The following is a 12,362-nucleotide window of genomic DNA, read 5'->3' as shown; positions in this document are numbered from 1 at the left end:
CTACCCCCGCTCCACCCGCGCTCCCCGCCACACGTACAGACCTCCCCCCAGGGCGAGCAGCAGCAGCGCCGTCGTCCAGGCCGCCCCCTGCGGTCCCGGCTGCATCGGCCAGGCCCACACGGCGGCGGATCCGCCCGGGGTACGGGGGGCCGCGAGGTAGGCGGCGCCTCCGTAGGCCGTCATCGGCAGCCAGCTCAGGCGTGCTCCCAGGAGCGCCGCCCCCGCCGCCGCCAGGCCCGTCGCGCCGAGGGTGTTGCGGACCATCGCCGGTGCGCCGAACGCCTCGGGGTGGCCCGGCACCGCCAGGGCGAGCAGGACCGCCGCGAGTGCGGTCAGGGCGCCGAGGTGGAGGAGGCGCAGGGTCCACCACGGCCGTACGGCGGTGCGGTCCAGTTCGTCGGAGCGGGTGAGGAGTCCGGTGCCGATGGCGGAGGAGACCAGCAGGGTGGCCAGGAAGATCACGGGCGCCCGGGCGTGATGGTCGAACTGCGGCTGCCCCTGGATCCAGTCGGCGGCCCACGCGGCGGACCCGGAGGTCGCGACGAGCGCGGCGAGGGTGAGGGGGAGGGAGCGTGAGCGGGCGTGGAGGAGCCAGAGGGTGCGGGGGGTGCAGGGGGTGACGCTCCATGTCCCGGCGGCCGTGCGGCTTCCTGTCACCTCCGTCCCCTCCGTCGTGTCCGTCGCACCTGTCGTGCCCGTCGTGTCCGTCGTGTCCGTCGTGTCCGTCGTGTCCGTCGTGTCCGTCGTACGGGAGTGGGCGGGCCTCACAGCTTCGGCAGCCGCTTCGGGTCGCAGGCACGGGTGGCCGCGGCGTACCTGTCGAGCCAGGCCTTCCGGGCCGCCGGGGTCATCGCGGCCAGCGGGGCGCGGAGTTCGGTCTGCCGGGCGGGGGCCGGGGCGTCGGTGCCGGATGCCCCGGTGGGCGGAGCGTCCGGGGACGGCGGGGCCAGCCAGGCCAGGACGGCGTTCCTGGTCTCCCAGAAGTGTGCGGACTCGGCCTCGGTGAACTTCTCCGCCGGGCAGCTGCCGAAGAGCGGAAGCCTCGCCGCGGTCTCCCGGGCGAACCCCGCCGGGTCGACGAGTTCGTTGCGGGCCACGGTCCAGCCCCGGGTCAGCAGGGGCAGGCGGGCCTCGGCGGGACCGGGCCCCGTATCGGTCGAGACGTACGAGACCGGGGGGTCCGGCAGTTCCGCCACCCGGGAGTTCAGCCCGGCCAGGGCCGCCCTGATCGCGGGCAGCAGGTCGCGGTCCGGGTCGTCCACGCAGATGCCGGGCAGGGTGTCGTAGTCGCACACCCGGACGCCGGGGGTCGGTACGTGCCGCCACATTCCGGTGCCGACCTGCGCGACGGTGGTCCCGGCCGCGACCGCCACCACCAGCGGCACGACCGCGAGCACCCGGCGGCGTGCGGCGTACAGGACGAGGAGGGTGGCAGCCAGCCCGCACGTCCAGGCGGACATCACCAGGGGCTGCCACCACAGCGGGACATGGGTGGTGTCCACCTGCTCGTTGGGGCTCAGCAGACGCAGGTCCGACGAGACGTAGGAGGGGAAGCCCAGTCCGAGGTACGCGCAGGCGGCGAGCAGCGGGGCCGTCAGCCGCCACGGGATCACCCGTCCCGCGACGAAACCCACGACGGTGATCGAGGCCAGGAAGGTCAGGTCGGTCAGGGCGTACGGGACCAGGGGCCTGCCCCGGTGGGTGTACGGCAGGGTCGCCAGCAGGGAGGCGGCCAGGGCGACGGCGTAACCGATCAGCACCCAGGCGACGAGCGGGGCGACCGCGACGAGGGTGCGGGCGCACCGCCCGCGCGAGGCGGTGGAGAGGAGTTCGACGGTACGCCGACGGCGCTCGCGGCCGCCCTGCCAGCAGCCGGCGGCGACGGCGAGCGGACCGCCGATCAGGGTGGCCGCGGTCTTGAGCAGGGACTGGGTCTCGCCCCAATTCCCCTGCCACTGCCCGCTTTTCGCGGCCATGAGGACGGTCAGGGTGACCGCGACGGTCGCCCCTGCCCAGGGGGCGAGTCCGCGCCGGAACTCGCTGCGGAGAGGGGGCGGGCCCGAGGCGTGCCGGGGGCGGCGGAGGGGGCGGTGGTCCGGGGCGGGTGCGTGGCCGGGGGAGGGCGAGTGGTCCGGGGCGGTCGTGGTCATCGGCGGGCCGCCAGGCGGTGGGCGCGCAACACGCTCGTGTAGCCGCGCTCGATGGCGTTGTCGCCGAGGGCGTCCGTGTCCCCGCCGTCCCCGTCCGGGTGGCTCTCGTCGCCGATCGCGCTCAGTTCCTGCGGTGTTCCCCGGTAGGCGATACGGCCCGCCTCCAGCAGGGTCACCTCCGTGCAGGCCGCGGCCACGTCCTCCACCAGGTGGGTCGAGACGATCACTGTGGAAGCAGTGCCCACTTCGCGGAGCAGTGCTCTGAATTCGACGCGCTGCTCCGGATCGAGACCGGCGGTCGGTTCGTCGAGGAGCAGCACCGCGGGGTCGTTGACGATCGCCTGCGCGATGCCGACCCGCCGGATCATGCCGCCCGACAGCGACTTCACCTTCGCGTCGATCCGGTCGGCGAGACCGACCCGCTCGACGGCCCGTTCCACGGCTTCCGCCACGACGGCCGCGTCCATCTCCTTCAGCCAGGCCACGTACGCGACGAACTCCCGCACAGTGAAGCCCGGGTAGTACCCGAACTCCTGCGGCAGGTAGCCGAGCCGACTTCGCGCCGCCGTCCGTTCGCGATGGCCCGCGACGTCGCTGCCGAGCAGGGAGACGGTGCCGGAGGTGGGGGCCGCGACGGTGGCCAGCACCCGGATCAGGGAGGTCTTGCCCGCGCCGTTGGGCCCGAGCAGCCCGTGCACGCCGGGCCCGAAGTCCAGGTCGACGGAGTCGAGGGCGACGGTGCGGCGGTGCCGCACGGTCAGCCCGGTCACGGCGGCTCCGTCGTTGTCGATGGTTCGGCCGAGGGGGGTGTCGTGGTGGCGGCTCACATGCGTTCCATTCGGTCGAAGACGGTCCGCCGTACGGCGACGAGTCCCGCGCACAGCAGGGCCGCCAGGGCCCAACCGGCCTGGCGGGCAAGCCCGTCGAGGTAGGGGGTGGCGTAGTCGGGCGGCTGGTGCAGGGCGGCGCTGCCCAGCGAGGGCGCGGTCACCGCGAGCACCCAGCCGCCGCCGACGATCGCGGAGGCGGCCCGGAACCCCACCCAGCTGCCCAGCGCGAGGGTGAGCAGGGTGAGCGCGAGCCCCGGCAGCAGCCAGGCGGCCGCTCCGGGCACACCGGGCACGGCCGGCAGTGCGGCGCCGGTGGCGGTCAGCAGCGGCACGCTCACCCCGAGCGTGCAGGCCGTCCGGAGCAGCAGCAGGCGCAGCCCGCCGCCGGGGGTGGACGCATGCAGTTCGTGCACGGGGTCGGCGTGCCTGCCGTACGAGAGGGCCACCCCGGCCAACGGCACCAGCGGTGCGACGGCGAGCAGCAGCGGCCGCGCGAGGTCCTGCCCGCCTCCGTACGCCAGCGCGACGGCCCCGACCCCCACGGCGAACACGGCCAGCACCCACCCGACACGCAGGGCGGGCCCGAAGGTCCACAGGAGGCGTCGGACGCGGAGGGGAGCGGCTGTGGGCCGGACGCGTGGGGGTGCGGGGGCGGGGACGGGGGCGGGGGCGAGGGCGGATGCGGGCGCGGGTGCGGGCGCGGTCCGGTGGCGGGCCGGGCTCGGGGCCGGCGGCGTGGCGGCTGCCGGTCCGCCCACCAGGTTCAGCAGGGCCTCCCGTTGCAGGGCCAGTTCCGGGCCCGCCGCTCCCGCCCGTACCGCCTCCGACACCCGGCCCGCGCATGTCCCGCACGCCTCCACGTGCTTCTCCAGCGACCACGCTTCAGGGTCCGGGGCCGTGCCCGCGGCGTAGCGGGCGGCCAGGTCCGGGGGGACGTGCCAGGCCGGGTTCTTCCCGTGGGTGCTCATGCTGTTCCTCCCAACGGGTCGGATTCGGTGGTGAGTTGGGCCAGGGCGGCTCTCAGTTCGCGGCGGGCGCGGGAGGCCCGGGTCTTGACCGTGCCCTCCGGTATGCCCAGCAGGCGGGAGGCCTCGCGGGTGGTGAGGCCGTCGACGACCGTGGCCCGCAGGACCTCGCGCAGCTCCGGGGAGATGCGGTCCAGGGCCGCGCCCACGTCGCCGAACTCCAGCCCCGCCAGGACGTGTTCCTCGGCGGAAGGGGCGGGGAGGCGCGAGACGGGCTCGGCCGGGACCGGGCGGCCGGCCCGGGCCCGTACCCGCTGCGCGTCCACCAGGCGGCGGGCCGCGATCACCCACAGCCAGCCGCCCGCCTCGCCGCCCCGGTGCGAGGCGGCGGACTGCCAGACGGTGACGAAGGTGTCCTGGAGGACGTCCCGCACCGTCTCCGGGTCGGGGCAGCGCCGGGTCAGCCGCGCGTGCAGCCAGCCCGCGTGCCGGTCGTGCAGCGTGCCGAGCGCGGCGGCGTCACCGCGCGCGACCGCGCGCAGCAGGGCCGCGTCGTCGTCCGGGGCCTGGGCGGCCCGGGGTTCCCCCGAGGGGCGCAACAGTCTCACGCCCCTCTATCGCTCGACGTCGCTCGATCGGTTCACGGTGTCCGCCGGACGGTGCACCGGGGACCGGGGGACGGCCCCGAACCTGTGAAGGTTGCCTCAACACGCACAGGTGTGAGGTGTGTCATAGACGGGGCGGGAGATATGGGCGGAGGGTGAGCGTTGTCCTCGACGAAGAGGGACAGAAGCAGCGCAGCAAGCGAACGCGAAAGACGCGGCCGAGGGACACGGGCGTGGCTTGACGATTCCGGCCGCCCGCCCTACCGCGCGGTGCCCGGGGGAATGGGGCCTCACGCAGTGCACCGCACCAGCACGACACCGCAGAAGCAGATGCAGATGCAGAAGCAGCAGGGACAGGGGCAGGAGCAGGGGCCCGTGGGCACCGCCGACGGGGGCGCCGCGACGCTGACCGCCGTGCCGGGGCAGCGGGCCCAGGCCGAGGAGCAACCGCAGCCGCGGGCCGAGGCGCCCGCGCCCGAGACGCAGGCCACGGGAGCGGCCCGGACCCCTGGATCGGCTCAGGTCCCAGGAGCAGCCCCGACCGCCGGTGCGGCCCCCACCGCCGGTGCGGCCCAGGCCGTCGGCGCGGGCCAGGCTCCCCGAGCAGCCGCAACCCCGGGAGCAGCCCCGACCCCGGGAGCAGCCCCGGCCCCGGGAGCAGCCCCGACCCCGGGTGCGGCCCCGACCCCCGGAGCCCCCGCGACCCCCGCCCCCGACCGCCGCTGGCACCTCTGGCACCTCCTGCCCACCCCCACCGGCACCCCCTTCACCTTCGGGTACGCCCTTGTCCTCATCGCCACCTCCCTCTACGCGGAGCTCGGCGATCCGGCGACCGTCGACTCCCTCCTCCGGGCGTCCAGCACCGACGTCGCCCACCTCACCCACACCCCCGTCCTCGCCCTCGTCGGCAGCGCCCTGTGGGTCGCCGGGGGACTGGCCTCCCCGTACGCCATCGGGTTCCTGGTGATCCTCACCGCCCTGGAGCGGCGTATCGGCGGGCTGCGGAGCGCCGCCGTCTTCGCGTTCGGGCACGTGGTGGCCTCGCTCGCCACCGAGCTCCCGGTCGGCGTCGCGGTGTGGGCCGGGCACCTGCCCGAGACCTCCCTGCACCGCCTCGACTTCGGCATCAGCTTCGGGCTGATGGCGTGCGTGGGCGCGCTCGCGGCCGTTCTGCGGATCACGTGGCTGCGGTGGGGGCTGCTGGGGGCGGTGGCGCTCGTACTCCTCCAGGACCTGATCGCGTACGCCGACCCGCTGACCGCCCTCGGGCACCCGCTGGCCCTGTGCCTGGGGCTGGCCACCTGGCCGGTCGTGCGGCGCTGGAAGGCGGCCCGCGCCGCGCCGTCGTACCTGTAGATCACAAATGGGTGGCCGATGACTTCGTCCCCTCCGTACGGTCATCCCTTGGTGACGACTGACGACTACGGAGGGGACGGTCATGAGCGCCGCCGACGTGCAGAAGCAGCTTCAGCGCACCGCCGAGGAGCTGGTGGAGAGCGGGGCCGAGCGCAGTCTTCAGATCGCCGTGTACCGGCACGGTGAGCCGGTCGCCGACGTCGCCGCCGGGATCGCCGACCCGGCGACCGGGCGCGAGGTCCAACGCGACACCCCCTTCTACAACTTCTCGATCGGCAAGGGCGCCACGGCGACCCTCGCGCACGTGTGTGCCGAGAAGGGGCTGTTCTCGTACGACACCCCGGTCGCCGAGCTGTGGCCCGAGTTCGCCGCGCACGGCAAGGAGCGGGTGACCGTACGGCACGCGCTCAGCCACTCCGCGGGCGTTCCCGGCATCCCGCCGGGCACCACCCACGCCGAGCTGTGCGACTGGGACGCCATGTGTGCGGCCCTCGCGGACGCCGAGCCCTGGTGGGAGGCGGGGACGGCGGTCGGGTACCACGCCTTCACCTTCGGGTTCCTCGTCGGCGAGATCGTCCGGCGCGCCACCGGCCGCGAGCTCGCCGAGGTGCTGCGCACCGAGCTCACCGGCCCGCTCGGCATCGCCGACGAGCTGTACCTGGCCATGCCCGCGTCCGAGCACGGTCGCCTCGCCGTGCTGGAGGAGTCGCCGTCCCGCGCCGCGTCCTTCGACCTGAACGCGCTGCCGGACGACCTGCCGATGTTCAAGGCGGCACCCAAGCAGCTCTTCCCGAGCGCCGCGTTCGGCAACAGGACCGACGTCCTGGCCGCCGCCGTCCCGGCGGGCGCGAAGACCTCCGCCCGGGCGATGGCGCGCGTGTACGCGTCCGTGCTCGGGGAGGTCGACGGCGTACGGCTGCTGTCGCAGGACCGTACCCGCGAAGCGACCGCGCCCGCCGCGAGCGGCACCGACCAGGTGATGGGCAACGCGTCGTCGTGGGCGCTGGGGTACGCCCTCGGGCTGCCCGACAACAGCCCCGAGCCCGACCTCCAGGTCTTCGGGATGGCGGGCGCGGGCGGCAGCTGGGCGGGTGCGGACACGGCGAGCGGGACGACGTGGGCGATCACCAAGAACGCGCTCGGGGACCTGTCGACGGTCGCGCGGGTGACGGAGCTCGTGCGCCACCACGTCTGAGGCGGCGTTACGTGAGGCCGGGCAGGGCCGCGATCACGCGGTCCAGCTTCGGCAGCTTCTTCATGCCGTCCGTCGCGACCTCGTGGCCCTGGTAGATCACGGCGGTGGTGATGCCGTCCATGATCGGCGGGTCGGCCATCGAGACGCGCGGCAGCTTCGCGAAGTCGGAGTCGGCCAGGGCGTCCTTGAGTTCGGCCAGGTCCTTGGCGCCCATCCGGCCGGTCTTCGGCGGCTTCTTGCGGTCGAGGGTGGTGTAACTGCCGTCGTTGCTCACCAGCACGCTGCGGTGCCGCCCGTCGATGCCGCCGCTGACGGTGGCGGTCACGAGGCGCTCGCCCTGCGGGGGCAGGGACGCGGAGGGCTGGGGGTCGGTGGCGGGCGGAGGCGCGGGCGCGGGTGAGGTGGGGTCGCCGTTCGCGGGCGGAATGGTGGGAGGGGTGGCGGTGACGGGTGCCTGCGTGGAGGGCGGTGCCGTCACGGGTGTGCTCGGGCTCCCGGTGGGGGGCTCCTTGCCGTCGTCGCAGCCCCCCAGCAGCAGGGTGGTGCAGAGGGCGGCGGCGGAGATCGCCGCTGTCGAGACCGTCGCCGCCGTCGACCGCGCGGATCGAGTGGATCGCATGATGCTCCCGTCGTGTGCCGTGCCGTCTGATGCCGCTGGCTGAGGCTCTGACGTACGGACCACGCCTGCGCGTTCCCTTTCTGCGGGCCCCAGGTCGTCCCTGGGTGCGGAACACTCCCGTCCGGTGACCCCCAGGTAGCCCTCAGGCGGCCCTCAGGCGCGGAACACCCCCGTCAGCGGCGAGTGCCGGTGCCAGCCCAGCGTCGCGTACAGGGCCCGGCCGTCGTCCGTCGCGCCCAGCACGCAGTCCCGGGCCCCCTGCTCGGCCGCGTACGCCTGGAGGGTGCGCATCATCAGCGTGCCCAGGCCCCGGCGCTGGTGGAGGGGGTTCGTCTCCACCTGGTCCACCACCGCCGTGCGCCCCGTGACGGCCACCTGCCCGCGCACCCCGAGCGCACCGTCGGCCGCCAGCACCACGACCCGGGTCAGCCCGGCCCGGGTCCAGCTCCGCCGGGTGTAGCCGGCCGGCACCTCGGGGGCGGTCAGGTCCGGGGTGAGCGCGAGGGACATCAGGTGGCCCGGGGTGTCGTACTCCCAGCCCTCCGCCAGCCACGGCGCGATGTCCTGGGGCGGCTGGACGAACTTGATCCAGGTGCCCGGCGCGCTGTCCGCCCGCAGCACCTTGCGGACGGTCGCCTCGTCGGAGGCGTACGTGTCGAACAGGACGTGCCGGGTGACGGCCTTCGGCAGGCCGATGTCGATCGTGACGCCCCACGGCTGCGGCACCGGATCGGCGGTGCCGCGCGAGAGCGCCCAGCCCCCGGCCCAGGCGCGGACGGCGTCGTCGGTGGTGGCGAAGGCCATGGGATTCCCCCGGTGTAATAGTCACTGGTTGAGTTGGTCTATTACATCGCGTCGAAGGGGCGGGCGTCGACGGCTGATCGCTCAGAGCGAACACGGGTTGGGGAACACTGGAGCGCTCATATGCATTGAGTCCACATAGCTCAACTTCACTGCCCAAGGGGAGATCATGGCATCGACGTCCACACCGCTCACCCTGCCCGTGCTGCCGCTCGACGACGAGGTCGTGCTGCCCGGGATGGTGGTGCCCCTGGACCTGTCCGACACCGAGGTGCGCGCGGCGGTCGAGGCGGCACAGGCTGCCGTTCGTACCAACGGCAGCAAACCGCAGGTGCTTCTTGTTCCGCGCATCGACGGGACGTACGCCGGGACCGGCGTCCTCGGCACCGTCGAGCAGGTCGGCCGGCTGTCCGACGGCGACCCCGGCGCCCTCATCCGGGCCCGCAGCCGCGTCAAGATCGGCGCGGGCACGACCGGGCCGGGCGCGGCCCTGTGGGTGGAGGGGGCCCGGATCGAGGAGCCCGACCCCGACCCGCTGCCCGGCTCCGTCGCCGAGCTGGTCAAGGAGTACAAGGCCCTCGCGACGACCTGGCTGAAGAAGCGCGGCGCCTGGCAGGTCGTGGACCGCGTGCAGCAGATCGAGGGCGTCTCCGCGCTCGCCGACAACTCCGGGTACTCGCCCTTCCTGACCACCGCCCAGAAGGTCGAGCTGCTGGAGACCGCCGACCCGGTCGCCCGCCTGCGCCTGGCCCTGGCCGCCCTCAGCGAGCACCTCGCCGAGCAGGACGTCGCCGAGACCATCGCCAAGGACGTCCAGGAGGGCGTCGACAAGCAGCAGCGCGAGTTCCTGCTCCGCAAGCAGCTCGACGCCGTACGCAAGGAACTCCGCGAGCTGAACGGCGAGGCCGAGGGCGAGGAGTCCGACGACTACCGGGCCCGCATCGAGGCCGCCGACCTGCCGGAGAAGGTGCGCGAGGCCGCCCTCAAGGAGGTCGAGAAGCTGGAGCGCTCCAGCGACCAGTCCCCGGAGGGCTCCTGGATCCGCACCTGGCTGGACACGGTTCTGGAGCTGCCCTGGAACGAGCACACCGAGGACCAGTACGACATCCGCGGCGCCCGCGAGATCCTGGACGCCGAGCACGCGGGCCTGGACGACGTGAAGGAGCGCATCACCGAGTACCTGGCCGTGCGCAAGCGGCGTGCCGACCGCGGTCTTGGTGTGGTCGGGGGCCGTCGCGGGGGTGCCGTGCTCGCCCTGGTGGGCCCGCCCGGTGTCGGAAAGACCTCGCTCGGCGAGAGCGTGGCGCACGCCATGGGCCGCAAGTTCGTACGGGTCGCGCTCGGCGGCGTACGCGACGAGGCCGAGATCCGAGGGCACCGGCGCACCTACGTCGGGGCGCTGCCCGGGCGCATCGTGCGGGCCATCAAGGAGGCCGGGTCGATGAACCCCGTCGTCCTCCTCGACGAGATCGACAAGGTGGGGTCCGACTTCCGGGGCGACCCGGCGGCCGCCCTCCTCGAAGTCCTCGACCCCGCCCAGAACCACACCTTCCGCGACCACTACCTGGAGGTCGAACTCGACCTCTCCGACGTCGTCTTCCTCGCCACCGCCAACGTGCTGGAAGCCATCCCCGAGGCCCTCCTCGACCGGATGGAACTGGTCCGCCTCGACGGCTACACCGAGGACGAGAAGGTCGTCATCGCCCGCGACCACCTCCTGCCGCGCCAGCTCGACCGCGCGGGCCTGGAGCCGGGCGAGGTCACCCTCGACGAGTCGGCGCTGCGCAAGCTGGCGGGCGAGTACACGCGGGAAGCGGGTGTACGGAACCTGGAGCGCGCGGTGTCCCGGCTGCTGCGCAAGGTGGCCGCCCAGCACGAACTGGGCGACCGCGAGCTGCCGTTCGCGATCACCGACGGGGACCTCCGGGACCTGATCGGCCGACCGCACCACGTGCCGGAGTCCGCCCAGGACCCCGCCGAGCGGCGCACCGCCGTCCCCGGCGTGGCCACCGGGCTCGCCGTCACCGGCGCGGGCGGCGACGTCCTCTTCGTCGAGGCCTCCCTCGCCGACGCCGAGACGGGCGGCTCCGGACTGACCCTCACCGGTCAGCTCGGCGACGTGATGAAGGAGTCCGCACAGATCGCCCTCTCCTTCCTCCGCTCGCACGGCGCGGAACTGGAACTCCCCGTCGCCGACCTCAAAGACCGGGGCGTGCACATCCACTTCCCGGCGGGCGCGGTGCCCAAGGACGGGCCGAGCGCGGGCATCACCATGACCACCGCCCTCGCCTCCCTGCTCTCCGGCCGCCTGGTCCGCACCGACGTGGCCATGACCGGCGAGGTGTCCCTGACCGGACGCGTCCTGCCCATCGGCGGCCTGAAGCAGAAGCTCCTCGCCGCACACCGGGCGGGCGCCACCACGGTCGTCATCCCGAAGCGGAACGAGCCCGACCTGGACGACGTACCCGCCGAAATCCTTCAGAAGCTGGAGGTCCACCCGGTGACGGACGTCCGCCAGGTGCTGGAGATCGCCCTGGCTCCGGCGCAGGTGGCGGCACCGGTCGCCGCGTAACGACACCTCATGTGCGAGGGGCCGTACGGGAGTTGATCCCGTACGGCCCCTCCTGTCGCTCCCGTACCCGGTGATACAGATGGATGCCATGGACATCGGAATAACGCTGCCGCAGTACGGAACCCACGCCCGCGCCGACCTCATCGCCTCCTTCGCCCGCGACGCGGAGGAGATCGGCTTCGACTCCCTCTGGGTCGGCGACCGCGCCCTGACCCCGGTCGCCCCGAGTGACATCTATCCCGGGTACACGGCCGAGAGCCCGTACCCCGAGGGCTTCAAGAACTTCGTGGACCCGTTCGTCGCCCTCTCGGTCGCGGCGTCCGCCACCACCCGCGTCCGCCTGGGCACCAGCACCCTGAACGCCCCCTGGTACCCGCCGCTCCTCCTCGCCCGCAGCCTCACCTCGCTCGACCTCCTCAGCAACGGCCGCCTGGACCCGGGCTTCGGGATCGGCTGGATGCGGGACGAGTACACGGCCGTGAACGCGGACTTCTCCCGGCGGGGCGCACAGCTCGACGAGACCCTGGACCTCCTCGCCGCCATCTGGTCCGACAACCCCTTCTCCCACACGGGCAAGACCTGGCAGGTCCCCCTCTCGTACGTGGACCTGCGCCCGGTCCGGCCGGGCGGCCCGCCGGTGTACCTGGGCGGCTTCGGCCCCGCCGCGATGCGCCGCGTGGGCCGCCGGGCGGCGGGCTGGGCGGGCGCCGCGATGCCGGACGAGGGGCATGCGGTCCTCTGGGGAATCGCCCGCCGGGCAGCCGAGGCCGCGGGCCGAGACCCGGACGCACTGCGCCGGCAGATCCGGGTGAACGTGGCGCCGGGGCAGTCGGCGCAGGACGTGGCGGCCACGCTGCGCTCGGTACGCGAATGGGGTGCGGAGGGCGCCTTCGTGGAACTCCAGCAGCGGGTGTCGGAACCCGCGCAGGCACTCGAACTGGGCTCCACGATAAGGGACTTGGTGCTGGCGGGCTGAGCGGCCTCGGGGTCCGGGCGCCGGCCGTCGGATTCCGGGCGGCCCGCCGCGAACACGCCAGCCCTCCCCCCGGCGCGAGGTCGGGAAGTGGACAGGGCCGCGCACCGCGCCCCCGCTTCGGGGGCGGCCCCCGCCATCGCCCGGGGGAGACCGGCGCGGCCCCCTCCGCGCGCGGGCCGAAGGAGCCCAAGAGGTTCGACGTGCCTGCGCAGGCGTGGGGGTGGCCCCGGTGCGGCGGCCCGGAAGCAGGAGGCGAGAGCCTCCTCCGTGGCGCGGCAGTGGCGAAGCGGAAG

General features: G+C 74.1%; 11 protein-coding genes. 4 read left to right on the top strand and 7 right to left on the bottom strand.

What is annotated here, in order from left to right; all coding sequences use genetic code 11:
- The 5 genes from ACIO3O_RS11590 to ACIO3O_RS11570 all read right to left on the bottom strand — a co-directional run bounded on the left by ACIO3O_RS11590 (position 1) and on the right by ACIO3O_RS11570 (position 4,553).
- A complete protein-coding gene (locus ACIO3O_RS11590) occupies positions 1–657 on the bottom strand; it encodes a hypothetical protein (protein WP_401744660.1) in 657 nt (218 codons plus the stop codon).
- A gap of 107 nt (positions 658–764) precedes the next feature.
- A complete protein-coding gene (locus tag ACIO3O_RS11585) occupies positions 765–2,150 on the bottom strand; it encodes a hypothetical protein (RefSeq protein ID WP_401744658.1) in 1,386 nt (461 codons plus the stop codon).
- A complete protein-coding gene (locus ACIO3O_RS11580) occupies positions 2,147–2,920 on the bottom strand; it encodes an ABC transporter ATP-binding protein (protein WP_401744889.1) in 774 nt (257 codons plus the stop codon). Before ACIO3O_RS11580 ends, ACIO3O_RS11585 begins: the two co-directional genes overlap by 4 nt.
- Before the next feature lie 53 nt (positions 2,921–2,973).
- The gene (locus ACIO3O_RS11575; RefSeq protein WP_401744657.1) at positions 2,974–3,948 is read right to left on the bottom strand and encodes a zf-HC2 domain-containing protein; all 975 of its coding nucleotides are present in this window, start codon (positions 3,946–3,948) and stop codon (positions 2,974–2,976) included.
- Positions 3,945–4,553 carry an RNA polymerase sigma factor gene (locus ACIO3O_RS11570; protein ID WP_401744655.1) on the bottom strand — a complete coding sequence of 203 codons (609 nt, stop codon included), beginning with the start codon at positions 4,551–4,553 and terminating at the stop codon, positions 3,945–3,947. Before ACIO3O_RS11570 ends, ACIO3O_RS11575 begins: the two co-directional genes overlap by 4 nt.
- 294 nt (positions 4,554–4,847) lie before the next feature.
- Here ACIO3O_RS11570 and ACIO3O_RS11565 point away from each other — a divergent pair, with 294 nt between their 5' ends.
- The gene (locus ACIO3O_RS11565; RefSeq protein WP_401744654.1) at positions 4,848–5,906 is read left to right on the top strand and encodes a rhomboid-like protein; all 1,059 of its coding nucleotides are present in this window, start codon (positions 4,848–4,850) and stop codon (positions 5,904–5,906) included.
- A gap of 82 nt (positions 5,907–5,988) precedes the next feature.
- Entirely contained in the window at positions 5,989–7,101 is a 1,113-nt protein-coding gene (locus ACIO3O_RS11560; RefSeq protein ID WP_401744652.1) for a serine hydrolase domain-containing protein, read from the top strand.
- 7 nt (positions 7,102–7,108) lie between these two features.
- Here ACIO3O_RS11560 and ACIO3O_RS11555 read toward each other — a convergent pair whose 3' ends face one another.
- Both ACIO3O_RS11555 and ACIO3O_RS11550 read right to left on the bottom strand, forming a co-directional pair.
- Complete coding sequence (locus ACIO3O_RS11555; protein WP_401744650.1) at positions 7,109–7,720, bottom strand: hypothetical protein; 612 nt, start codon at positions 7,718–7,720, stop codon at positions 7,109–7,111.
- A 153-nt stretch (positions 7,721–7,873) separates the two neighbouring features.
- Positions 7,874–8,524, bottom strand: a complete 651-nt coding sequence (locus ACIO3O_RS11550) for a GNAT family N-acetyltransferase (RefSeq protein WP_401744649.1) — start codon at positions 8,522–8,524, stop codon at positions 7,874–7,876.
- Between the two features lie 166 nt (positions 8,525–8,690).
- Here ACIO3O_RS11550 and lon point away from each other — a divergent pair, with 166 nt between their 5' ends.
- The gene (lon, locus tag ACIO3O_RS11545; protein ID WP_401744647.1) at positions 8,691–11,093 is read left to right on the top strand and encodes an endopeptidase La; all 2,403 of its coding nucleotides are present in this window, start codon (positions 8,691–8,693) and stop codon (positions 11,091–11,093) included.
- Between the two features lie 88 nt (positions 11,094–11,181).
- Positions 11,182–12,069: a TIGR03619 family F420-dependent LLM class oxidoreductase gene (locus ACIO3O_RS11540; protein WP_401744645.1), complete on the top strand. Its 888-nt coding sequence runs from the start codon at positions 11,182–11,184 to the stop codon at positions 12,067–12,069.
- Positions 12,070–12,362 lie beyond the last annotated feature (293 nt).

The sequence above is a fragment of the Streptomyces sp. NPDC087440 genome, from assembly GCF_044744005.1.
Classification (GTDB): Bacteria; Actinomycetota; Actinomycetes; order Streptomycetales; family Streptomycetaceae; genus Streptomyces.
The sequence above is the reverse complement of the archived record's forward strand: the minus strand, read 5'-3'. Positions and strand labels throughout refer to the sequence as shown.

What these genes read in the sequence shown, in the direction of transcription:
- ACIO3O_RS11585 (WP_401744658.1), bottom strand. Translation starts at nt 2,150, where the DNA reads ATGACCACGACCGCCCCGGACCACTCGCCCTCCCCCGGCCACGCACCC.
- ACIO3O_RS11575 (WP_401744657.1), bottom strand. Translation starts at nt 3,948, where the DNA reads ATGAGCACCCACGGGAAGAACCCGGCCTGGCACGTCCCCCCGGACCTG.
- ACIO3O_RS11560 (WP_401744652.1), top strand. Translation starts at nt 5,989, where the DNA reads ATGAGCGCCGCCGACGTGCAGAAGCAGCTTCAGCGCACCGCCGAGGAG.
- ACIO3O_RS11555 (WP_401744650.1), bottom strand. Translation starts at nt 7,720, where the DNA reads ATGCGATCCACTCGATCCGCGCGGTCGACGGCGGCGACGGTCTCGACA.
- ACIO3O_RS11550 (WP_401744649.1), bottom strand. Translation starts at nt 8,524, where the DNA reads ATGGCCTTCGCCACCACCGACGACGCCGTCCGCGCCTGGGCCGGGGGC.
- lon (WP_401744647.1), top strand. Translation starts at nt 8,691, where the DNA reads ATGGCATCGACGTCCACACCGCTCACCCTGCCCGTGCTGCCGCTCGAC.
- ACIO3O_RS11540 (WP_401744645.1), top strand. Translation starts at nt 11,182, where the DNA reads ATGGACATCGGAATAACGCTGCCGCAGTACGGAACCCACGCCCGCGCC.